Here is a 23,428-nt window from a genome sequence, read left to right as displayed (position 1 = left end):
TCATTGCCTGATTTAACGGACAAACAAGCATTTAAGCGGAGACAGCAATGCAAATTTTTTACGATAAAGACTGTGACTTATCTATCATCCAATCTAAGAAAGTAGCGATCATTGGTTACGGTTCACAAGGCCACGCGCATGCGCTTAACCTGAAAGATTCTGGTGTTGACGTAACTGTAGGTTTACGTGCGAACTCTGCTTCTTGGAAGAAAGCTGAAAATTCAGGTCTTAAAGTTGCTGAAGTTCCTGCTGCTGTAGCACAAGCTGACGTAGTGATGATTTTGACTCCAGATGAGTTCCAATCTCAACTTTACCGTGACGTAATTGAGCCAAACATCAAGCAAGGCGCTACTTTAGCATTTGCTCATGGTTTCTCGATTCTTTATAACCAAGTTGTTCCACGTGCTGACTTAGACGTAATCATGGTTGCACCTAAAGCTCCTGGTCACACCGTACGTTCTGAATACCAACGTGGTTCAGGTGTTCCTGACCTTATCGCGATTCACCAAGATGCTTCTGGTAATGCGCGTAACGTTGCTCTTTCTTACGCTTCAGGCGTAGGTGGCGGCCGTACAGGTATCATCGAAACTTCATTCCGTGAAGAAACTGAAACTGACCTTTTCGGTGAGCAAGCAGTTCTTTGTGGAGGTGCTGTTGAATTGGTTAAAATGGGCTTCGAAACTCTGGTTGAAGCTGGTTATGCACCAGAAATGGCGTATTTCGAATGTCTACACGAACTTAAATTGATCGTTGACTTAATGTTCGAAGGCGGTATCGCGGACATGAACTACTCAGTGTCAAACAACGCTGAATACGGCGAATATGTAACGGGTACTGAAGTAATCAACGAACAGTCTCGTGAAGCAATGCGTAATGCGCTTAAACGTATTCAATCTGGCGAATACGCGAAGATGTTTATTCAAGAAGGTGCGTTGAACTACCCATCTATGACTGCTCGTCGTCGTCAAAATGCTGCTCATGGTATCGAAGTTACTGGTAACAAGTTACGTGCGATGATGCCTTGGATTCAAGCGAACAAAATTGTAGATAAAGAAAAGAACTAAGGTTTCGTGCCTTAAAAAGAGGAAAGCAGCGCTTGCCTCTTTTTTCGTACCTTGGATCCAAGCAAACAAAATCGTAGATAAAGAGAAAAACTAATTTCTCGAATCAATTGATTTGAATGCGAAAACCCACTTAATTTGAGTGGTTTTTTTATTTCTATGTTTACGTGCCTTAAAAAATGGGGAAAGCAGTGCTTTCCCCATTTTTTAATATCTTGGAGCCAAGCAAACAAAATCGTTGATAAATAGAAAAACCAATCTCTTAATTGGCTGATTTTTATGCTATAAAAGCCCTGCCAAAGCGGGGTTTTTTATTGGATAAGAATAATAGACCTCTTGCGAAAGTATTATTTTAGACTTTGATATTTATTTAAAAATCAACGCTTATCACTGATTAAATTTTGACTAACGCAAGAGATACCGTCTGAAACGTCAAGCAAATTATCGAAAATTCATGCTCAATAATCTGCTTGATAAGGCTGTTGGTGTTTGAGTACACCATAACAAAGATGAACCAACTTTCTCATTGCAGCTCCAATCGCCATCATTTTGGTTTTACCATTAGCTAATAATCTTTCATTCATCCCTTTAATATGAGGATTATGCCGAGTTGCGACAATGGCTGCTATATATAAACCGGCACGTATTTTGGAAGAGCCCGCTTTGGATAAATGGCTTCTGCCATGAATGGAGCTACCTGACTGCTTTTGAGTGGGCACCAAGCCAACAAAGGCGGCCGCTTGACTAGCTCTTTCAAAAGTATGACTGCGCAAGAAACTGAGCATTAATAAACTAGTTCGATCTGCAATGGCTGGAATACTGCTGAGCAGTTCTTTATCATTTTTTAAATCAGGATTCTGATCAATGTGATCATCAATTTGTTGGTCGATACCCTGAATATGTTTGTTTAACTGTTCAATACTCTTGTGGAGAGACTGAAGTACAGGTTCCATCGTGAAGGTAGACTCTGCTTTTTCCAAACGATTCTTTTCACGTTGTAAATCTTCACAAAGAACAGCTCTTCTATCCAGTAAAGCATTCAGCAATTGAATATGTTTGGGTAAAGGTTGCCAAAAATGTAGATTGGCAGTCATCGCAAATCGAGCTAGAACCTCACTATCTACCTTGTCTGTTTTATTCAGCTTAGACATACTCTGAGCAAAATATCGAGCTCTGGCAGGATTGGTTATAGAGACTTGATAGCCCTCATCAAATAAATATTTAGCCAAGAGTTCATGATAAATAGATGTTGCTTCCATTAAGATAATGGTCTGCGTAGAAGTTGCAGCATGCTGGTTTAGCCAGATTTGAAGTTGCTCAAAACCTTTTGGTGTATTTGAAAAAGTTTTGGTTTTCTTTTTATTTGCAGAATTTTCTAAAATTAAACAGCAATCAATTTTAGCTTTAGCAACATCAATACCAAGATAAAACATAATCTTTACCTGCTTTAATTATTCAATTATTGTTTTAGCATAAGCACCGTCTTTTCTTGTGAATGCAGCATCAAAGTGCTTAGTTACCGTCCAGAGTTGTGCAAGTGGTTAGGGCAAATTGTAGGTTTTATCTCTTGCACAGACTAAAAGTCTTAGGTCTATTACAAACTCTACAATTTGCATATAGTGGAAGCTAATCACTACAACCTCCAAGATACAAGGTCTAATGATTTTATATAAATATGTTGGCTTTGATGCTGGTTTAAAAATATTAGAAACAAGTACTTTAGGCTTTTCTTTGCCGCGCGATTTTAATGATCCATTTGAGGTGACGGCTTTAGCTTTAATGGGGGAAACGGTAAATGTTGGTGTAGAAACGCAAGCTGTAAGAAGTCGGTTTATCAATAAATATGCAGTATTGTCTTTAACTCTAGCCCCCTTAAATCCTTTAATGTGGTCTCATTATGCAGATAGTCATAAAGGAATGGTGATCGGGATTGATATAGAGAAGGCAGGTTTAGAAAGTTTTGAAAATTATACGATACCTGCTCAGAGAGGAGAGATAATTTATGTGAATACAGTGCCACAACAATTAATTCAATAGATGCCGTGCAATTAATGCAAATTGGAAGTAAGCATCATATATGGTGGGAATCTCATGAGAGATTACTAAAACATGCTGTTCTTTATAAGCAATTATGTTGGGCGTATGAAGAGGAGGTTAGGGTAATGAAATGTTTGGGGAGTGAGGAATACCATTCTTATCATTTAAAGGAAGATAAGAGATTTGAGTTGGATGGAGAGCAGTGGGAAAGAAAATATATTGGTTCAAGAAGTATATTCTTAAAAAGCATCCCATCAGATGCATTTGTTGAGATATATCTTGGGGAAAATAGTTATCGTGATCAAAGAAGGAAGTATGATAATTTAATCGATGGTTATAAAGTTCCTAAAATTTTACAGTTAAAAGAATTTAGTCGGAATAATAATATTGAATTATTCACTGTTTTAGTTGATACAGAAACATGGTCTTTAAAAAGAAAAATTATTAATTCAGTTGATTTAGATTAAATAGCTGTAATTGTGGTATCGGTTCATATATTAGAGTTCTTTTATAAATTGTATTAGTTCAGACTTGATCAGCCAATCTTTGACATGACCTACAATTCTTGAGGCTGTTGGCTCTGAAACTCCGTAACTCGTAGTAACGTGAAATAAGGTTCGGTATTCTCGCCAATAGCTTAGACAGAGCAGAATCTGATCCTTAATACTTAACTTGGGCGGTCTGCCTTGAGTTAAAACATGTTTCTTCAATTGATCAACCATTAAATAAAAAGTTGACCATGATATGCCTGTATATCGCTTAAACTGTGTTTCTGAAAACTTTTTGAATCGATGTGTTTCATTCATAAATTAGGCACGAATGCCAAGAAAATTAGAGGACGAATATTAAGCAAAATAGTGTTCAATTTTTATTTATGAAAGAAGATTATTGTATATTAACATATTGTTTTTTTAGTTAATTTATATTAATTATTGCTTTTTAGAAAGTTTTTCATAGCTAAGAAAAGTCTTGATGTGTGAAAAAGAAAGCAAAAGTTTCGACAAAATCACACATTTCTTAAATAAAGTTGCATAATTTACAACTATTTGTAAATTTCGTAACTTTGTTTTATTTTTTTGTAAGTTAAGGTAAATTATAAAAAAATAATAAAATTAGTGGTTTAATTGTTTTTTATAAAATTTAAAGATTATTTTATTCTTTTTATTTGACATAGTTAGAAATATTTTTAAATTGTATCAATTTATTTTTTGTCTTAACCTTTTATAAGTATAGGATTAAATTTTTTAAAACAAATAAAAAACCAAAAATAGAGAGTAGTATTGTGAATAATAAACTTTTGCATATTTTTAGGTCAAAGATAATAAGATAAGTTAACGGTTACTTAACTTTACTCATAATAATAAGAGTTAAAGCGTAATCGTTAAAATAACTACATATACATATTCTTTTATTAAAAAGAAATGGAGAAAATCATGAACAAAATTACACAATCGGCATTAGCGGCATTAGTTCTTGGTGCTTGTTCTACGGCATCTTTTGCAGAAGATGAAGCAGCTCGAGGTGGTTATCATCCTCCTAAACCACCAATTGACTGGAGTAAATGTAATACTTTAGGCTGTGAAAAAGAAATTCCAATTTCACTTAAAATTAATAAGAAATGTGTTTTAACTGGTGGAAATGCAATAGTATTATCTGCTGCTGGTGGAACCCAAACTACAAATTATTCAATTACAACAAATACCCCTTATGTTCTAAATTTACAAACTGCAAATGCCGGTGCTAATAATACTACGTTTGTTAAACATGAAACAGATGCATCTAAAACAATTGCTACAACAATTGTGACGACTAAACAAGGTGCTGCAGGTGCTGTTCCATTTGGTAATTCAAATCATGCTGGTCAAGCAGTTGATAATTATACACTTGCAGTTACCAATACTGCAGTTGATGCTACACAGTTAGCAGGTAATTATACCGATCGCTATCTAATTAAAGCTTACTACTAATTTATTTAATCAACCTAACCTGATATTTATGTTGGGTTAGGTTGCCTCATTATACTTTTAAATGGAAATTATAATATGAGAAAAACAACTATATTATTTTTTTTATCTTTTTTTTATTTTTCTGGCGGGAAGGCGGATGTTGCAATTGATCCAGTGCAAATGTATATATTTAATGATAAAAAACAAAAAACAACAACACTCACTTTAGAGTCTATAAATGAAGTAGAAAAAAAGATATTTGAGGTGAAAGCATTTAAATGGGATCAAAATGATAAAGGTGAAGATGTGTTGGAGAAGGATAATACTCTTATAATTAATCCAAGAAATTTTATTTTAAAACCTAATGGGAAACAAGTTATACGTGTTGGTTTTAATCGTCCAATAGTATCTGTATTGGATGGTCGGGAAGAGGGTACCTGGCGCATTGTAATTGAGGAATTACCTCAACCTGTAAAAGAATCATCTATTACTTTCTTGATGAATTTTAACCTGCCATTATTTATTGGAAAGCAAGATAACTTAAAATTAAATTTTAATATTGAGAATGATAAGCTTATAGTTAAAAATAAAGCAGAATCTCATATTCAAATTTCAAAGTTACAAATTTTAGATTCTAATAAGAAAGAAGTTTTTACTAGTAATAATATGAAATATGCGCTTAAAGATAAGAGTATTTTTTATGAGTTGGAAGGCGTTAAAATAAATAATCCTCGTAATTATTTTGTTAAAGTAATGACAGATAAGTCGCATGAGGAAATAGAGTTAAAGCTTATGGATTAAAATTATAATTAAGGATTATATTATGCAGTTAAATAGAAAAATAATTATTCTAGTTAATATTTTATTCTTATGTAATGCTAATGCTAACCAGAATCCTGATGATGAATTTTTTGCTAATCTTTGGATAAACGAGCTTGATCATAATATAGATATTATTTTAATAAAAAGTGATGATAATTTTTACATAGAGTGCAATATATTGTCGGAACGAGATATTGATATATCTAAATTATCAAAAATGGCTTCTCGGGATGAGTTTTGTCTTATTTCGGACCGGAATATTCAATCTAATTTCGATGCCTCTAAGCAAACAATTAATCTCACCATACCTACCCAACTGTTTAAATCAAGTACACAGATCTCCCAGTTGCAGACTATGCCAGAGAGAGCCAGTTTTGGAGGTTTCGTAAATTATGATTTTACCTATTTAAATTCAAAAATAGACAGAGAAACGAATTCTTTATATAACGGCCTGACAGATCTGGGTGTCTTTAAAGACTATTGGATTTTTAAGAACTCAATAGCATATTATAATCATCCTTTGAATGAGTATTTTACTCGACTCAGTACTAGTATTGACTTTGAATTTCCTAAAAGTATGACTCAGCTTACTTTAGGAGATACAACTACAGTATATAATCCATTAATTAATTCTTTACGTTTTGCCGGTTTAAACTGGGGAACTAATTTTACTGAGCGACCAAATTTTATTTATTGGAATACTCCAATCTTACAGGGAAGTGCGCGTGTTCCTTCTACAGTTGATTTGTATATTAATGGGGTAAGTATATATAGCCAAAGAGTCAGTCCTGGTGATTTCAATCTTCAAACTGGTGCACAAATTCAACAGGCAGGAAATGCACAAATTATTGTTGAAGATGTATTAGGGAATAGGAGTGTACAAAGTTTTCCTATTCTGGTGACGAATCGGCTATTAAGATCTGATCTTTGTGAATATAATGTTTCATTAGGAAAGTTGCGTTATAACTATAATATAGAAAGTAATGACTATCGTAATTTTTTCTCTAACCTTTATTATCGTTATGGGGTATCTAATTGGACAACACTTGGTTCTAATTTTTCTTATAGCGAAGACTTGCAAAATTTAGGCTTTCTATGGACTCAAGCTATTAGTCATTATTTGGTTTTGGATAGTGTAGTTCAAGCTTCACATGATGAACTTAATAATTTTAATTATTCATATGGATTATCTGCTGCAAAGGATTTCGGAAGAGTTTCACTTGGTGCAAGTGCGAAATATACAGAAAGAGATTTTAAATATTTAGGTGATGACCTGGATAATTTTTATAGTTATCCTAAGTATGAATATTTAATTTATGGGGGAATGAGCAATATTCCTCTCTTGCATAATATTTATTTGAATTATGCTGCCCAGAGTTTTCATCAGCAAGAAATGCGCGTGGAAGATGAGATTCCTTCATTTTTTCAAAATGATCGTAAAACTTTAAATTTAGGGTTTAATCGTCGGCTAGGTAGGAAGGGAAGCCTAGGTTTGAGTTATTTTAGCTCATTTGGTGATGATCGGGATTCTGGAGTTGTCTTATCACTTAGCTATAGTTTTGATGATGATAAAGCAGTTTATTTTAGTCATTCAACAGATGAAAGAACTAAATTGCAATTTGTAAAAAGTAATCCTAATCAGGTTGGATTTGACTATGAAACAGGTGTAAATAGACTCGAAGATGAAACACTATATAATTTCAATGGGCGATTGAAAACAGATGTTGGGGATTTAGGTTTTTATCATATAGAGGGAGATAATGAGTCTGAATCACAATTAAACTATCGTGGTGCGGTTGTTTTTCTTAATAATAAATTCAATTTTACCAAGTTGGTTGATAATGCATTTTCTGTTGTTAGTGTGGGAGATTATCAGGATGTCGATGTTTTAAGGTCTTTATCTGTAGTAGATAGAACGAATAAGAAAGGCTATGCCTTTGTTCATGATATTATTCCTTATGTAAATTATGATATTGGTTTTGATCAGAATCAATTACCAGTCGAAGCTAAGATTCCTTATGCAACCAAGAGGCTTACTGCTTTAGATCAGCGGGGGTATATTATTAATTTCCCTATATATAATACAAAACAGGTCACGATTTTGCCTGTAGATAGTAATAATCATAAATTCACAGCCGGTTCAGAGTTATATATCGATAATGATGGTGGGGAGGTTTATCCTATCTCATCGGACGGTACGGTCACTCTATATGGGCTTATTCCAAATACTTACAATATTAAAATCATCAGCACCGAATCTAAAACTTGCTTTGCACAATTGACGGTTACAGAAAATCAAAAAGAAGAAAGCGGACTATCTACGCTTATCTGTAAATAAAGGATGAAAAATAATGAAACTTAAATTTACTGTACTTGTGTTCTCTCTATTATTGACCAGTCTAAGTCATGCCCAACGTTGTCAGATTGATCGATCGACAGTATCAGAACTCAAATTGAACTCCTCTTATCTGAGCCAAGCTGCGACTTCTTTTATCGTAAGGTGTGATAGCAGTTATGCTATTCAATTTAATTCTAGAAACTTAACCAGCACTAATGGCAGTAGTTATTTGGTTAATGAGCACAATCATAAAATAAGAACACAAATGTATATTTCTGGGGCGACCTCATCCCGTTGGAATATGCCGATATCCCAACCGGCAACTAGCCTAAGTAAATTTATTGTATTGGTACAACTAGCTGAACAACCTTCTGCTTTGACCCCAGCTGGAGTTTATAAAGACAGTTTATATGTGGATCTTATCTACTGAATTCTTTTAGTTGGCTCTTAAAAGAGAATTGGATTTTGGTCTATTTAAGTCCTTTAACCAGATTTTGAAGCTTTCTGACTGGATTTTTTAGGCATGAGCTATGGTTATGAATAGGTGAGTTAATTTACTCTTAATTGTTAGTCAAGTTAATTAGATATCTCTATAACTACATCAACTTCCGAATAAAATGAGAGAAGGGGGGTAATATCATTAAAATGCAATAAATAAGCATTAGACTTTAGCTTAAAATATAATCACATAGGTGTGATATGGAACAGCCCTGCACCTCAGCGTTATCGAAAAAAATGTCTGCACTTCAAAATATTAGCTTTGACTTAAAACAGTTGCGACAGCAAAAAACAAAAATGACCCTGCCTTTGGAAGAGTTGACTCGTCCTCGTCTCAAAATAGCCATTGTGACTGAAACCTGGCCTCCTGAAATCAATGGTGTTGCCCATGCTTTATTGCAACTTTGTAAAGGATTGCAAAAACAGGGACATAAGATTTTATTAATACGTCCAGAACAACGACAAGCCTGTAACGATTTTAAACCACATAGTGAATGTCTGGTTAAAGCGCATTGCCTTCCTAAATATAGCAATTTGCAGTTTGGTAGACCGCAATTTCTAAAAATCCATCAAGCTGTTGAAACTTTTACCCCCGATATTATTCACATTGTGACCGAAGGCCCTTTAGGTTTGGTAGCTCAACAGCTTGCAAAATTCCATAAAATTCCAGTCTCTAGCGGTTTCCATTCGTCATTTCAAGAATTTAGTCGGTTTTTTGATTTGGCTTTTTTGCTTAAGCCGATTCAAGGCTATTTAAGGTGGTTTCATAACAATACTGATTTGACCTGTGTCCCCAGTCGAGGTACGGCTCAAGCCTTAAATCAGTTTGGTGTAACTTGTCCCTTGGCAGTTGTGGGCAGAGGCGTCGATCCAGATACATTTTCACCAAAGTGGCGATCACCAGATTTGCGCTATGCTTGGGGAGTTTCAAACGAGACCCGGGTGATGTTGTATGTCGGACGGCTTTCTCCTGAAAAGGAAATTGACGTGCTGATCAAAACCTATTTTGTGCTGCGCCAAGTTCGTCAGCAAGATATACGTTTGGTAGTGGTTGGAGATGGGCCGGATCGCACTCGACTGCAACAACTGAATCAGGATGGCAGTATTGTTTTTACCGGTAGCTTGACAGGAGAAAAACTGTCAGCGGCGTATGCCAGTGCAGATGTATTCTGTTTTGCCAGTCAGGTTGAAACCTTTGGAAATGTGGTATTGGAAGCGATGGCCAGTGGCTTGCCAGTGATTGCTTATGATTATGCTTGTGCAAACTTGCATGTGCAGCATGGTGAAACGGGATGGTTGAGCAGACTTGGACATCAGCGGGGTTTGATTCAGCAGATGCTCGGACTGCCTGATCTGCAAAGATTACAGCAGATGGGCGCGCAAGCACGTAAAAAAGCCGAAAAAGTAGGCTGGCAATATCCGGTCCGGCAATTTGAACAGGCACTGTATTCACTGGTACAGCATCAGGAATACAGGATATAAAACAAGAAAGGAGCACCAGTGTGAAACTCCAGAATGTAAAGATTAAATTTTTAGAAATCGATTTGAAAGGCTGTGTTTATCTGAATCATTTTTCGCATTCAGTCCGTATTGCCACTTTTTTTAAAATGATTAGCCGCTTAGGAAATGGTGCATTTTGGTATTTCATGCTGATACTGGTTTGGATCATGCAAGGCTTGATCTATACCGTGCAGATTGTTTATCTGATTTTGGGAAGTACTATAGGTACTATGATTTACAAGGTGCTTAAAATCAAAACTGTACGACCACGTCCTTATCAGGTACATCAAGTGATCCGTTTGGGTGAGCATCCACTGGATCATTTCAGTTTTCCTTCCGGGCATACCTTGCATGCCGTGATGGCAACCACCGTTTTAGGTTATGTCGCACCTTTATTACTGATGCTGATGTTGCCTTTTACGGTTCTGGTCGCAGTGTCCCGAATGGTGCTGGGATTGCATTATCCAAGTGATGTGGCAGTTGGCGCAATTCTGGGTGGCATGATGGCAATTGCCATTGTCCTGACCGCGCCTTATCTGAATATTGTGCTGTAAAAATAAGTGAAAGCCGGAGCAAAGGCTCGCAGATTTTCACAGATTTGTTAAAGTACAGCATCAAAGCAATTATGGTGAGAAATAGAGATGGGTTTACGTTGGACTGACACGCTCGATATCGCGATTGAACTCTATGAAGCGCATCCAGATGTGGACCCGCAGTGGATTCGTTTTACTGATTTACATGCCTGGGTGTGTGCTTTGCCTGAGTTTGAAGATGATCCAACCAAGTCGACTGAAGGTTTGCTTGAAGCCATTCAAATGGCATGGATTGACGAGGCACGCTAAGGCCTCATCTTAAAAAAGCATTTTTTTACAGATGAAAAGCAGAAAAATGCGCATTATCTCGGTATAATGCGCCAAATTTTCATGTCAACAATTGACTTAAGGAGCCTATCATGGCTATCGAACGTACTTTATCTATCGTTAAACCAGACGCAGTTGCTAAAAACCACATCGGCGACATCTTTGCTCGTTTCGAGAAAGCTGGTCTTCAAATTGTTGCAACTAAAATGAAACATTTGACTCAAGCTGAAGCTGAAGGCTTCTATGCTGAGCACAAAGAACGTGGTTTCTTTGCTGACCTAGTTGCATTTATGACTTCTGGTCCAGTTGTTGTTTCAGTTCTTGAAGGCGAAAACGCTGTTCTTGCTCACCGTGACATCCTTGGTGCGACGAATCCTAAAGAAGCTGCTCCTGGTACTATCCGTGCAGATTTCGCTGTAAGCATCGATGAAAACGCTGCTCACGGTTCTGACTCTGTAGCATCTGCTGATCGTGAAGTTAACTACTTCTTCGCTCAAACTGAGATTGCTCCACGTACTCGTTAATTCGCAGTATTCAAGCCAGATAAGTGTTATTATACTTATCTGGTTTTTTTATTCTCTGAATAATTCTTTGCTCACATATTGAGCTTCTCCTTTCATCTTTAGACATGGTTTAGGTAATACACATGAGTACTGAAGCAGTCGCTGTATCAGCAGTTTCTGAGCCACAGCAACACACTCCATCCGCTCCAGCACAGGCAAATACTGTCGAGAAAGTGAATTTACTTGGCATGTCACGTCCGCAAATGGAAAAATTCTTTGAGGACATGGGTGAGAAGAAGTTTCGTGCCGGGCAGGTGATGAAATGGATTCACCAGTTCTTTGTGACTGATTTTGCTGAAATGACCAATATTTCCGGCAAACTGCGTGAAAAACTGGAAAAGATTTGTGAAATTAAAGCGCCTGAAGTGGTGCATAAAAACTATTCTAAAGATGGTACCCGTAAATGGGTATTCCGTGTTGGCGACGGTGAAGGTTCCCTCGTCGAAACCGTATTGATTCCTGCTGAACATCGCAGTGGTTTACGTCGCACTTTGTGTATTTCTTCACAAGTGGGCTGTGCACTGGACTGTTCATTCTGCTCAACCGGTAAACAGGGTTTCCAGCGTGATTTGACTCAAGCCGAAATTATCGGTCAGCTCTGGATGGCGAACTATTCCTATATGGAAGATGTGCCTGTACTTGAGCGTGAACGTTCAGTCACGAACGTGGTGATGATGGGCATGGGCGAGCCATTGCTCAACTACGATGCAGTATTGAATTCAATGCGTATTATGCTGGATGACTTTGCATACGGCATGTCAAAACGTCGTGTGACTTTATCGACTTCTGGTGTGGTACCGAAAATCGATCAGATGGTCAAAGATATTGACGTGGCGCTGGCTATTTCATTGCATGCGCCAAATGATGAACTGCGTAACGAGCTGGTGCCGATCAATAAAAAATATCCGCTTGAGCAGCTGATTGCTGCATGTCAGCGCTATATTGCTAAAGATGGTAACGAAAGTTCACGTAAACATGTGACGATTGAATATGTGATGTTAGATGGCGTGAATGACCATCCTGAACATGCTCAGCAAATGATTAAGCTGTTGAAGAATTTGCCAAGCAAGATTAATTTGATTCCTTTTAATCCGTTCCCGCATGCGCCATATGGCCGCTCAAGCCGCAACCGGATTATTTCTTTCCAAAAAACTTTGTCTGATGCCGGTTTTGTGTGTACGATTCGTCAGACACGCGGTGATGACATTGATGCCGCGTGTGGACAGTTAGTCGGACAAGTTGCTGACCGTACCCGTCGTGCGGAACAGTGGAAAAAGAAAATTGCGCAATCGAATGAGATCATGCGCTCACAAGGATAATAAGAGGTCGCCAGTTGAGAAATCTAACATCAAAGTTTGCTTTGATTTCAACAGTATGTGTGTCTTTGGTTTTAGTCGCGTGTCAGACGCCAGATCTGGGTCAGAAAGACCCTGAAAAGGCCACCAAAGTCCGTACCCAATTGGCGGTAGAATATCTGAGAACAGGTGACCTGGATGCAGCTAAACGTGCGCTGGATCAGGCACTTGAAAGCAGTCCGCGTGATTCTCAAGCGAATATGATGATGGGCGTGCTACTGCAACAGGAAGGTAGTAAGCTTAATCTCGAAAAAGCAGATCATTATTTCAAGCGTGCGATTTCGGCAGATCCGAAAAATGCGCAGGCGCGAAATAATTACGGCACTTATTTATATCAGCTTGAACGCTATAATGATGCAATCGAGCAGTTTCAAATTGCTGGTGCCACGTTGGGTTATGATCAGCGATTCCGCGCACTGGAAAATATGGGGCGGATTTACCTGAAACTGGGTGATACAGCAAATGCTGAAAAATCATTCAAACAGGCGCTACAAGCCAATCGCGATTCCTATATTTCAATGTTAGAGTTGGCAGAAATATTTTATTTGAACCAGCAGTTCCCGGCAGCGACACAAATGCATCAACAGTTTGTGCGTGGTGTGGGGCAGAAAAATCAGGGTGCCCGTGCACTCTGGATTGGCATTCGCACTGCGCGTGCCGGAGGTGATCAGTTGGGTATGCAGGTATTGGTCAACCAGTTACGTGCATTCTTTCCTGAAAGCCAGGAATACCAACGTTATTTGCAATTACAGTACAGTACTGAGGCCGTATGGAAGTAAATCCTAATTCACCATCGAATCATTCGAGCGTAGCTCCAAATGCGTTAGGAAATATTCAACGTCCGGGCGAGTACTTGCGCCAGATTCGTATCAATCAGCAACGTAATCTGGAAGATGTAGCGAAAGAGCTGAATATTCCGGTCAAAACCCTGACTGCTCTTGAGCAGGATGAATACAAATCTTTGCCAGAAGCGACCTTTATCAAAGGTTATTACCGGACTTATGCCAAATTTCTGGGTGTAGATGCGTCTAGTATTATTCAGCGTTTTGATGAAATCTATACCAATGATACCGGGTTGCTGCCGAATCATGCCCTGAACAATTCTCCAATTAAAATTATGGGGAAATTACCAGGTTCCAAGCGTGACCGTAATCGTAAGTGGTTAAAGCGCATTTTTATTACGCTGGTACTTTTGCTGATTTTGGGCGCACTGTTTGCCATGATTCAGAACTGGTCGAGTAGTAATTCCCAAAATAGCAGTGAAGTCTCTGGAGTAGGCGCTTCTAATGTCGAGATTCTGAATCTGGATACAGGTGCCGCACTTTACGGTGATCAGCTGAAGCTTGATTTTAACCGTCCGACTTCGGTGCATATTGTCGACTCGGCGGGTAATGTTCTGGCAACTGGCCGTCAGGCATCGAGCTTGCAACTGAATGGTGAAGCACCATTCCAGATTCGTCTGGATGATGCATCGGCTGTATCACTCAGTTTAAATAATGAAAATATTTCATTGTCACCCTACACTGTGAACGGAAAAGCAGAATTCCGTTTATCACCTTAACAGATCAAGAGTAGAGCAGAACGATGATCGTAAATCCAATTAAACGTCGTCCAACACGTAAAATTCGTGTGGGTTCAGTTTATGTGGGTGGTGATGCACCAATCAGTATCCAGTCGATGACCAATACTGAAACCTGTGATGTAGCAGCTACGGTTGCTCAGATCCAGCGCTGCGTCGATGCAGGCGCGGACATCATGCGGGTTTCTGTGCCTACCATGGAAGCGGCGGCGGCATTTGGTGAAATTCGCAAGCAGGTCAATGTACCTTTGGTGGCGGATATTCACTTCGATTATAAAATTGCTTTGGCAGTTGCCGATTTGGGTGCAGACTGCCTGCGGATTAACCCGGGCAATATCGGTTCGGAAGCGAAAATCCGTGAAGTGGTGGCCGCGGCACGTCATAACGACATTTCCATGCGGATCGGTGTCAATGCCGGCTCCCTGGAAAAAGATATTCAAAAGAAATATGGCGAGCCGACTGGTCAAGCACTGCTTGAATCTGCAATGCGTCATATCGATATTCTAGACCGTCTGGATTTCCAGGAATTTAAAATTTCAGTCAAAGCATCGAATGTGTTTCTGACCATGGATGCGTATCGTTTGCTGTCACAGCAAATTGATAATCCGCTCCATCTGGGTGTCACAGAAGCAGGTATTTACCGTACCGGTTCGGTTAAATCTGCGATCGCTTTGGGTGGCCTGCTGATGGAAGGCATCGGGGATACCATGCGTATTTCCTTAGCTACCGAGCCTGAAGAAGAAATTAAAATTGGTTTTGATATTCTGAAATCGCTGGGTCTGCGCTCCAACGGGATTAACTTCATTGCCTGCCCAAGCTGTTCACGTCAGGAATTTAATGTGATTTCGGTGATGCAGCAACTTGAAGAGCGTTTAGAAGATATTCGTACTCCAATGGATGTGTCCGTGATCGGGTGTAAGGTGAATGGGCCGGGCGAAGCCAAAGAAGCGGATATTGGTGTTGTAGGTGCAGCACCACGTTCACTAGTATACCGTAATGGTGAAAAGAGCCATTTAATTGACACGAATCAATTGGTTGATGAAATCGAAACCATGGTTCGTCAACGTGTTACCGAGCTTGAAGAAGCTAAATCTAAAGAAATTATTCGTACAAGTTTTCCTGAGTAGATCATGAGTTCAATCGTCGCAATCAAAGGTTTTAATGACATTCTCCCAACGCAAACCCCAGCTTGGAGACGTCTTGAACAGCATCTATCCGGTTTGATGGATGCCTATGGCTATCAACAAATTCGTTTGCCTATCGTAGAACAGACTAATTTGTTTAAACGTTCGATCGGTGATGCAACCGATATCGTTGAAAAAGAGATGTATACCTTCCTCGACAAGGGTAATCCACCTGAGTCTTTGACACTACGTCCTGAAGGAACGGCAGGTTGTGTACGTGCCATGCTGGAGCATAACCTGCTGCGTGGTGCGACGCCTCGTGTTTGGTATATCGGACCCATGTTCCGTTATGAAAAACCGCAAAAAGGCCGTTACCGTCAGTTCCACCAGTTTGGTGTAGAAACTTTTGGTGTGGCGACTCCGGACATGGATGCAGAACTGATCCTGATGACAGCACGTCTGTGGAAACGTATGGGTGTGGCAGACAAGGTTCAGCTTGAGTTAAATACACTCGGTGAGTCGGATGAGCGTGCAGCCTATCGTGCGGCGCTGGTTGAGTTTTTAGAGTCGCATAAAGCTGATCTGGATGAAGATTCTCAGCGCCGTCTGACCACGAATCCACTGCGTATTCTGGATTCTAAAGATGCCAAGACACAAAACATCCTGGAAAATGCACCGAAACTTCATGATTTTATGGGTGAAGAAACGCTGGCGCATTTTGCCCAGTTACAGCAGTATTTGACTGATGCAGGCGTGAGCTTCGTGATCAATCAAAAACTGGTACGCGGTCTGGACTATTACAACAAAACTGTTTTTGAATGGACCACAACCCATTTGGGTTCACAAGGTACAGTTTGTGCCGGTGGCCGTTATGACGGTCTAGTGGGTCAACTCAAAGGAAAAGCAGATCAGTCTGTCCCTGCGGTTGGTTTTGCGATGGGTATCGAGCGTTTATTGCTTCTGCTGGAACAGGTTGAAGACAATACCCCGACACGTGATTGTGAAGTATTCTTGGTGGCTGAGCCCGCTTCTCAAGGTAAAGCTTTGGTCATTGCGGAGCAGATTCGTGATCAGCTTGAAGCAGCAGGCAGTCAGGTTCGACTGAAAGTAGGCTCACAAGGTTCAATGAAATCGCAAATGAAAAAGGCCGATCAAGCCGGTGCTTTTTATGCGGCGATTTTGGGTGAGCGTGAACTGGAAGCTCAGGCGTTTACTGTGAAAGAGCTGGCAACCGCAGAGCAATCGAATGTACCATTTACGGACTTCGTTGCATTTTTTAGTACTAAAATTTCTTCAAAATAATCGATAAAACATTAGGAAAAGGGTAATCTCATGAGCGCAATGAGTGGTGATGAACAGTTTGAAAGCTTAAAATCCTTTACGAAGAAATATGGTTCTTCGATGATTACCGGGATTTTAATTGCGCTGATTGCCTTTTTTGGATGGGAATATTGGCAGAAGAAAAACCTGGCAGAGTCGCAAATGCACACTGCCAAGGTTCAGCAGTTGATGGATGATGCACAGGCATCGAAAGGTGATGGTTTTGCCAAGTTGTCTGAAGCAGCGGACAAGATTGTCAAGGAAGCACCTGATTCAGCACAGGCGATTCAGACCCAGCTGATGATGGCGAAATTGGCTTATGAAAAAGAAGATTATGCTGCGGCCGAGAAAGCGCTACAGAAAGTTGAAAACTCGAAAGTAGACGATAAAGGTCTGGTTCAGGTCGTCAAACTTCGTCTGGCTTATGCACAACTGGCACAGAAAAAATATGATGCTGCATTGAAAACTTTAGAAGCGGTTACTGAGCCTGCATTTAAAGCAACTGCCGATGAAGCACGTGGCGATATCTATGTTGCCAAAAATGATATTGAAAATGCTAAAAAAGTATATCAAAGTGCATGGGATGCTTTGATTGAACGTAAAGAAGAACGTCAGATTTTACAAATTAAGCTCGAAAGCGTAGGCGTATTGGTCGATGATCCGGAAATCGAACGCCCAATTATAGAAACACAAGCGGAAGAAGCTGAATGAATAGAAAATACAAAATTACCTGTGCCTTGACTGTTTTAACGCTTGCATTGGCTGGCTGTGCGGGTAAAACCAATAAAGTTCCAGAAGTAAAACCGAATCCACTTCCAAAACTGACTCAAGCCAAAACCCTGGTCCCTGTATTTTCCACCAGTGTGGCTTCGACAGATGCTGCTGATCCGTTGCGTTTACGTCTGGATGCAGATAATGGTGTGGTCTTTGCAATTGATCCGAAAGGCGAAGTGTCTGCATTTAAAGGCAAACAGCGTCTGTGGCAGAAAAAAGTCAGCAAAGACAATTTAAGTTCTGGTGTTGAAGCTGCTGAAGGTCTTGTTGTCGTGGGTAACCAGAAAGGTCAGCTGTTTGCGCTGGATCAGCAAACCGGCGAGCAAAAATGGACTGCGCAATTGACGGGTGCTTTACTGGCACCTTCATTAATTCATGCTGGTCGTGTCATTAGCGTGAGCAATGACGGCACAGTATATGCGCATGAAATTGCGACGGGTGCGCAAGTTTGGACTTATAACTTACCTAATGTACAATTCAGCCTGCGTGGCATGGCTGCACCTGTTGCATTAGATGCTCGTAATGTACTGATTGCATCTTCCAATGCTTATATCTATGCACTGGATGCCTTAAGCGGTGTGCCAAAATTACAGCGTCGTGTCGCAGTGTCGGATGGGCGTTCTGATATCCAGCGTCTGGTTGATATTGACGGGGAACCGGTCGTTGCAGGCCAGTTTGTGGTGACCACCAGTTATCAAGGTCAGGTGACTGTGCTGGATTTAGCTTCACAACAGGTGGTCTGGAGTGAAGATGCCAGCAGTATCCAGCGTCCAGAAGTTGTGGGCAATGGTGTATTTGTGGCGCAAACCGATGGCAAAATCAAAGCCTTTGAAATTACCTCGGGTCAACCGCTTTGGGAAAATGACCAGTTGCTGAATCGCAAGTTAAGTAATCCGGTGATGCTAGGTACTGATCTTGTAGTCGGCGATCTGGATGGTGTCTTGCACCTGATTGATCCGCGTACCGGACAGATTACTGGTCGTTCGAAAACCTCTGGGGAAGTGCGTAGCTTACGAGTCATCGACAACCAGCTTTATGTTTCTACACGCAAGGGCGCATTAAGCATTTGGCAGAACCGTTAATTTTAACGAGCCTTATGCTAAACTAGCCACAACCGTATTTTTGTGAACGCGGGGTGATTGAAAAATCAATGCCCCGTGTTTTTATTTAGGGTATTTACCCCTTATATCTTCCTATGCTTTCTGATGTTCAGGCCACTTTGACGCCTGATATTAAATAAAGGTTACTCTATGAAACCCGTAATTGCGCTCATTGGTCGTCCGAACGTCGGAAAATCGACGCTGTTCAACCAGATTACCAAGAGCCGTGACGCATTGGTGGCAGACTTTGCAGGTCTGACACGCGACCGTAAATATGGCGATGCTACCTATCAAAATAAATCCTTTATTGTGGTCGATACCGGCGGTATTGGTGAAAATGAAGGTGGTATTGATTCATATATGGCAGAGCAATCCAAAACTGCCATTCATGAAGCTGACATCATCATTTTTGTGGTTGATGCGCGTGCTGGACTGCTGGCTTCTGATGAACAGATTGCCCGTGAATTGCGTACTTTAGGCAAAAAAGTCTTTCTGGTTGCCAACAAAGTTGATGGCGTACATGCTGAAGCTGCCCTGGTTGAATTCTACAAACTGGGTATGGGCGAGCCGCTACAAGTGGCAGCCAGCCATGGTCGTGGTGTTCAGCAGATGCTGGAAGATGTACTTGCTGATGTACCGGAAGATGAAAATCCGGAAGAGCATGACAAAAACACGGGTCTGCGTTTAGCGATTATTGGTCGTCCGAACGTCGGTAAGTCAACGCTGGTGAACCGTTTGCTCGGTGAAGAGCGTGTGGTGGCATTTGACCAGCCGGGTACAACACGTGACTCGATTTATATTCCATTCGAGCGTGATGGCCGTCAATACACCCTGATTGATACTGCAGGGGTGCGCCGTAAAGGTAAAGTTGATGAAATGATTGAGAAATTCTCGATTGTTAAAACTTTACAGGCAATGAAAGATGCCAACGTAATTGTTGTTGTGGTTGATGCGCGTGATGGTATTGTTGAGCAAGATTTGCATTTGATTGGCTATGCGCTTGAAGCGGGTCGTGCCATGGTCATTGCAGTCAACAAATGGGATAACATGACTGAATATGATCGTAAGCAATGTAAGCTCGATGTAGAGCGTCGCTTCGATTTTATTCCATGGGCCAAAGTACATTTGATTTCTGCATTGCATGGAACGGGTGTGGGCGATCTTTATCCATCGATTCACCGTGCTTATGATTCATCTCGTTTGAAAGTGTCACCAGCAAAAATCACCCAGATTTTAAATGATGCGACAGATGCCCACCAACCGCCTATGGTTCAGGGTCGTCGTATTAAAATGCGTTATGCACACATGGGTGGACAAAATCCGCCAACGATCGTGATTCACGGAAACAAGGTGGATAAAACTCCTGCGGCTTATCGTCGTTACCTGGAAAACGTGTTCCGTAAAGTGTACAAGCTTGAAGGTACACCGATTAAAATCGAGTTTAAAACTTCTGAAAACCCGTTTGAAGGCCGTAAGTCTCAAGTGGATGAGCGTGCAGCTGCGCGTAAACGTCGTTATGTACAGAAGTTCAAGAAAGCCGAGAAGAAATTTAAACGTTAATTCTATAGTTTAAATTTTTCGGATAAAAAGCCTGCGTAAAGCAGGCTTTTTGTTTTGATAAAATAATGAATTTCTCTCCCAATAAAAGTGTAAATTCTTTTACACTCCCATTAGTTTATGTCTTTTTGAATGGATTCACGTGGCCCGGCTGATTCAAATACATCTGCATCAACTCTCTAATCTGACTTATGATCAATTGTCAGACCGCAAAACCCAGGTTGCCGAACGGAAACGCGAAGTGGCGTTTTTGCGCAATCAGCTTTTATCTCAATCTTTTGAATTGTCAGTTAGTGATCAGCAGGTGGTGCGGACGAATTTTGGCAAGCCTTATTTAAAGGACTATCCGGATTTCAGTTTTAATCATAGTCATAGTCAAAATTTCTACGCCTTGGCCACGAGCAAGCAAGTTCAGAACTTAGGAATTGATATTGAAGAACTGAATCGTAAAGTCCGTTTTGAAGCTTTGGCACAACATGCCTTTCATCCCGAAGAACTTAAAAAGTGGCAAGTGCTGGATTATGATCCTGAATACTGGTTTAAAGTCTGGACCACCAAAGAAGCGGTGTTAAAGGCATCAGGCTTGGGAATCCGGATCAACCTGAATGAACTCAATACCAATATCCATCCTGAACAAAATGGCGGACGCTGCGAACATCCAGAGATTGGCGTCTATGCTTATCAAAATTATTCTGTTGCTGGCTGTATGCTCACCGTGGCCTGGCAAAGTGAGCATTCCTGCAAGGGGTTGAGATTTCCAGTGATCCAGATTCATCACACTGTCTAAAACAAAATCAATCCGAATATTTTTTATTTTCTGGAAATGAGCAGGTTACTCAGCCGATTCACAAATTGCGGACTCATTCGCGATAAATGAAATAAAAACTGGCTTTTGAAACCAACCAGATGATGCGTTGCTTGCCAGATAGAATCTTTGAGTTCTGCCAGTTTCAGAATATCTTGTGCAACATCTTCTGCTTTTAAATGTACGCCCATCTTTTTGATGCTTTCTGCCTGCATATCTTTGACCATGGCCGTACTGACGAAAAGCGGCATGACATCCAAGACTCGAATCCCATAGGGTTGCCACTCAATATCCAGACTTTCAGTCAGGCCACGCACTGCAAACTTGCTGGTGGAATAACTGCTTAAATCGGCCTGGCCATAAATCGCCGAAGCGGAAGATAGATTAATGATGCGGGCAAATGAAGATTCTTTTAAATAAGGGAAAGCGGCATGACAGCCGTTCATGACCCCTTTGATATTAATATCCAGAGTCCGGTGATGTGCATCAATAGTAGTATCTTCAAAAGGCCCTGAATATAGGATCCCGGCATTATTGACCAGAATATTGATTTCACCTGCCCAAGCTGAAAATTCGGCTAAAGCTGTTTCCCAAGAAGCATAGTCAGCTACATCGAGAAAACCGGCTTTGGCATGTTCGCCCAGTTGCTGGGCCAGTTGTTCTGCCTGTTCCACCTGAACATCATAAATGCCCACCTTGTAGCCGTGCTGGTAAAATAGGGTGGCCGTCGCGGCACCAATTCCTTGTGCTGCACCACTAATCAATATACTGTGCATGTGCCTGATCTCCTTATTGTCTTTTTTTTGAGCATAACAAGAAACTGGCAGATTGACGCGACTATTTGGTAAAAAAGAGGTTTTTGAATATGGAACAACTACTCAAGGTCATGCGTGAATTACGTGAAAAATGTCCATGGGATCAGCAGCAGACCCCCGAATCTCTGACCAAATATGCCATTGAGGAAGCTTATGAAGTCGAAGCAGCAGTCCGCTCTGGAAAAGTCGATGATGTCTGCGATGAGCTGGGTGATTTGCTGTTACAGGTGGTGTTCCAGTCGCAGATGTACAGTGAGCAGGGCGCTTTCGATTTTCAGGATGTGGTGCAGGCCATTACCGATAAACTGATTCGCCGTCATCCGCATGTATTTCAAGCTGAACAATTTGCAAAAATGAGTCCGGAAGATGTGTCCGAGCTATGGAAAGAAATCAAACAGCAAGAAAAGCAGGGCAAGCCGCGTTCACGCCTGGATCAGATTAAACATGCACCGGCTTTGGCGCAGGCTGATGAAATTCAAAAAAATGTCGCCAAAATCGGTTTTGATTTTCCGGACATGGCGGGTGCTTATGTCAAGCTGGAAGAAGAGCTGGCTGAATTAAAAGAAGCGGTAGCCGGACAAAATTCCGATGAAATACAGGAAGAATTTGGCGACTGCTTATTTTCTCTGGTCAATGTTGGACGTAAACTTGGCATCTCCAGTGAGATGGCATTATTGGGGACGATCCATAAATTTCGAACCCGCTTTGCCTTGATGGAAGATCAGGTACAATTACAACAATTAGACCTGGAAAAGCTGTCACTGACTGAACTTGATCAGCTCTGGGAACAGGCTAAATTAGAATTAAAACAAAGAGCAGCACATGAAAAAAATACCTTATCGAATCGGTCCAACGTGGATTAGTCTTCTTTTAAGTTGTTGGCTGGGCTTTATTTCTATCGGAACTGTGCATGCGACTGCGACCGATTATATGGAATGGAAGACCCAGCAACAGCAACATGATGCCCGCCTAAAGAAAAAAGCTGCCACCACGGTTTCATCAGAAAGCAATCACTATCTGGCGAAGCCTGCATTATCGGCATCTTCCACTGCTGATAAAATCAGTTTAAATAATGCAACTGTGGAGCAATTACAACAACTGAATGGCATTGGTCAAAAGAAGGCCGAAGCGATTATTGAACATCGGCAAAAAAACGGAAAATTCAAAAGCATTGAAGAGATCCAGCTAGTCAAAGGTATTGGGCCGGCATTATTTGCCAAAAACAAGGCCAGACTGGCCTTGTAAGGCGACAGCATGGATCATGACTAGCTGATTGATTTGACTCGCAGGATTGACATAATCAAATTGCCCTTTAGGCGTGTAAGCGATATGATTAGCGTCATCTTAGAATTTTACGTTCAGACGTAGGAGACA

The 23,428-nt window shown here is 40.5% G+C and carries 24 protein-coding genes; 21 read left to right on the top strand and 3 right to left on the bottom strand.

Features of this window, described 5'->3' with window-relative positions; all coding sequences use genetic code 11:
• The first annotated feature begins 47 nt into the window (after positions 1-47).
• Positions 48-1,064, top strand: coding sequence for a ketol-acid reductoisomerase (gene ilvC / locus ACIG3F_RS03380; RefSeq protein WP_004278368.1), 1,017 nt, complete (start codon positions 48-50; stop codon positions 1,062-1,064).
• Between the two features lie 455 nt (positions 1,065-1,519).
• On the opposite strand, the gene ACIG3F_RS03375 is transcribed toward ilvC, so the two are convergent.
• The gene (locus ACIG3F_RS03375; RefSeq protein ID WP_180037910.1) at positions 1,520-2,494 is read right to left on the bottom strand and encodes a transposase; all 975 of its coding nucleotides are present in this window, start codon (positions 2,492-2,494) and stop codon (positions 1,520-1,522) included.
• A 226-nt stretch (positions 2,495-2,720) separates the two neighbouring features.
• On the opposite strand from ACIG3F_RS03375, the gene ACIG3F_RS03370 reads away from it, so the two are divergent.
• Positions 2,721-3,098 carry a DUF2971 domain-containing protein gene (locus ACIG3F_RS03370; protein ID WP_396469382.1) on the top strand — a complete coding sequence of 126 codons (378 nt, stop codon included), beginning with the start codon at positions 2,721-2,723 and terminating at the stop codon, positions 3,096-3,098.
• 5 nt (positions 3,099-3,103) lie between these two features.
• Positions 3,104-3,565 (top strand): DUF2971 domain-containing protein, encoded by a 462-nt coding sequence (locus ACIG3F_RS03365; RefSeq protein WP_396469381.1) that lies wholly within the window; start codon positions 3,104-3,106, stop codon positions 3,563-3,565.
• Between the two features lie 30 nt (positions 3,566-3,595).
• On the opposite strand, the gene ACIG3F_RS03360 is transcribed toward ACIG3F_RS03365, so the two are convergent.
• Entirely contained in the window at positions 3,596-3,820 is a 225-nt protein-coding gene (locus tag ACIG3F_RS03360; RefSeq protein WP_373687391.1) for a transposase family protein, read from the bottom strand.
• Positions 3,821-4,531: 711 nt separating this feature from the next.
• Here ACIG3F_RS03360 and ACIG3F_RS03355 point away from each other — a divergent pair.
• The 16 genes from ACIG3F_RS03355 to ACIG3F_RS03280 all read left to right on the top strand — a co-directional run bounded on the left by ACIG3F_RS03355 (position 4,532) and on the right by ACIG3F_RS03280 (position 21,221).
• Positions 4,532-5,065, top strand: a complete 534-nt coding sequence (locus tag ACIG3F_RS03355) for a hypothetical protein (protein ID WP_071850440.1) — start codon at positions 4,532-4,534, stop codon at positions 5,063-5,065.
• 75 nt (positions 5,066-5,140) lie between these two features.
• Entirely contained in the window at positions 5,141-5,845 is a 705-nt protein-coding gene (locus tag ACIG3F_RS03350; protein WP_396469380.1) for a molecular chaperone, read from the top strand.
• A 22-nt stretch (positions 5,846-5,867) separates the two neighbouring features.
• A complete protein-coding gene (locus tag ACIG3F_RS03345; protein WP_396469379.1) occupies positions 5,868-8,204 on the top strand; it encodes a fimbria/pilus outer membrane usher protein in 2,337 nt (778 codons plus the stop codon).
• A 699-nt stretch (positions 8,205-8,903) separates the two neighbouring features.
• Positions 8,904-10,184, top strand: a complete 1,281-nt coding sequence (locus ACIG3F_RS03340) for a glycosyltransferase family 1 protein (protein ID WP_184412636.1) — start codon at positions 8,904-8,906, stop codon at positions 10,182-10,184.
• A gap of 20 nt (positions 10,185-10,204) precedes the next feature.
• A complete protein-coding gene (locus ACIG3F_RS03335) occupies positions 10,205-10,756 on the top strand; it encodes a phosphatase PAP2 family protein (protein ID WP_004278361.1) in 552 nt (183 codons plus the stop codon).
• An 87-nt stretch (positions 10,757-10,843) separates the two neighbouring features.
• Positions 10,844-11,044: a Fe-S cluster assembly protein IscX gene (iscX, locus tag ACIG3F_RS03330; protein WP_004278360.1), complete on the top strand. Its 201-nt coding sequence runs from the start codon at positions 10,844-10,846 to the stop codon at positions 11,042-11,044.
• 110 nt (positions 11,045-11,154) lie between these two features.
• A complete protein-coding gene (gene ndk, locus ACIG3F_RS03325; protein WP_004647460.1) occupies positions 11,155-11,586 on the top strand; it encodes a nucleoside-diphosphate kinase in 432 nt (143 codons plus the stop codon).
• Positions 11,587-11,708: 122 nt separating this feature from the next.
• Entirely contained in the window at positions 11,709-12,944 is a 1,236-nt protein-coding gene (gene rlmN / locus ACIG3F_RS03320) for a 23S rRNA (adenine(2503)-C(2))-methyltransferase RlmN (protein WP_004278358.1), read from the top strand.
• Positions 12,945-12,958: 14 nt separating this feature from the next.
• The gene (pilW, locus tag ACIG3F_RS03315; RefSeq protein WP_396469378.1) at positions 12,959-13,759 is read left to right on the top strand and encodes a type IV pilus biogenesis/stability protein PilW; all 801 of its coding nucleotides are present in this window, start codon (positions 12,959-12,961) and stop codon (positions 13,757-13,759) included.
• Positions 13,750-14,541 (top strand): helix-turn-helix domain-containing protein, encoded by a 792-nt coding sequence (locus ACIG3F_RS03310; protein WP_396469377.1) that lies wholly within the window; start codon positions 13,750-13,752, stop codon positions 14,539-14,541. The genes pilW and ACIG3F_RS03310 overlap by 10 nt, the downstream gene beginning before the upstream one ends.
• Before the next feature lie 23 nt (positions 14,542-14,564).
• Positions 14,565-15,686, top strand: a complete 1,122-nt coding sequence (ispG, locus tag ACIG3F_RS03305; RefSeq protein WP_396469376.1) for a flavodoxin-dependent (E)-4-hydroxy-3-methylbut-2-enyl-diphosphate synthase — start codon at positions 14,565-14,567, stop codon at positions 15,684-15,686.
• A gap of 3 nt (positions 15,687-15,689) precedes the next feature.
• The gene (gene hisS, locus ACIG3F_RS03300) at positions 15,690-16,985 is read left to right on the top strand and encodes a histidine--tRNA ligase (protein WP_180087088.1); all 1,296 of its coding nucleotides are present in this window, start codon (positions 15,690-15,692) and stop codon (positions 16,983-16,985) included.
• A gap of 30 nt (positions 16,986-17,015) precedes the next feature.
• On the top strand, positions 17,016-17,714 hold the full coding sequence (locus ACIG3F_RS03295; protein ID WP_180087087.1) for a tetratricopeptide repeat protein: 699 nt from the start codon (positions 17,016-17,018) through the stop codon (positions 17,712-17,714).
• Positions 17,711-18,859, top strand: a complete 1,149-nt coding sequence (bamB, locus tag ACIG3F_RS03290; RefSeq protein ID WP_004733039.1) for an outer membrane protein assembly factor BamB — start codon at positions 17,711-17,713, stop codon at positions 18,857-18,859. Before ACIG3F_RS03295 ends, bamB begins: the two co-directional genes overlap by 4 nt.
• 168 nt (positions 18,860-19,027) lie before the next feature.
• Positions 19,028-20,437 (top strand): ribosome biogenesis GTPase Der, encoded by a 1,410-nt coding sequence (gene der / locus ACIG3F_RS03285; RefSeq protein WP_396469375.1) that lies wholly within the window; start codon positions 19,028-19,030, stop codon positions 20,435-20,437.
• A gap of 139 nt (positions 20,438-20,576) precedes the next feature.
• Positions 20,577-21,221, top strand: a complete 645-nt coding sequence (locus ACIG3F_RS03280; RefSeq protein WP_396469374.1) for a 4'-phosphopantetheinyl transferase family protein — start codon at positions 20,577-20,579, stop codon at positions 21,219-21,221.
• A 23-nt stretch (positions 21,222-21,244) separates the two neighbouring features.
• Here ACIG3F_RS03280 and ACIG3F_RS03275 read toward each other — a convergent pair whose 3' ends face one another.
• Entirely contained in the window at positions 21,245-22,015 is a 771-nt protein-coding gene (locus tag ACIG3F_RS03275) for an SDR family oxidoreductase (RefSeq protein WP_396469373.1), read from the bottom strand.
• An 89-nt stretch (positions 22,016-22,104) separates the two neighbouring features.
• Between ACIG3F_RS03275 and mazG the strand changes: the two genes are divergently transcribed.
• Together mazG and ACIG3F_RS03265 are read left to right on the top strand one after the other, a co-directional pair.
• Complete coding sequence (gene mazG / locus ACIG3F_RS03270) at positions 22,105-22,917, top strand: nucleoside triphosphate pyrophosphohydrolase (RefSeq protein ID WP_396469372.1); 813 nt, start codon at positions 22,105-22,107, stop codon at positions 22,915-22,917.
• Entirely contained in the window at positions 22,877-23,299 is a 423-nt protein-coding gene (locus tag ACIG3F_RS03265) for a ComEA family DNA-binding protein (RefSeq protein ID WP_396469371.1), read from the top strand. The genes mazG and ACIG3F_RS03265 overlap by 41 nt, the downstream gene beginning before the upstream one ends.
• The last annotated feature ends 129 nt before the right edge of the window (positions 23,300-23,428 follow it).

The sequence above is a fragment of the Acinetobacter sp. NPDC052428 genome (assembly GCF_044547685.1).
In the GTDB taxonomy this organism is placed as follows: Bacteria; Pseudomonadota; Gammaproteobacteria; order Pseudomonadales; family Moraxellaceae; genus Acinetobacter; species Acinetobacter lwoffii_G.
This window is presented reverse-complemented; position numbering and strand designations above follow the sequence as displayed.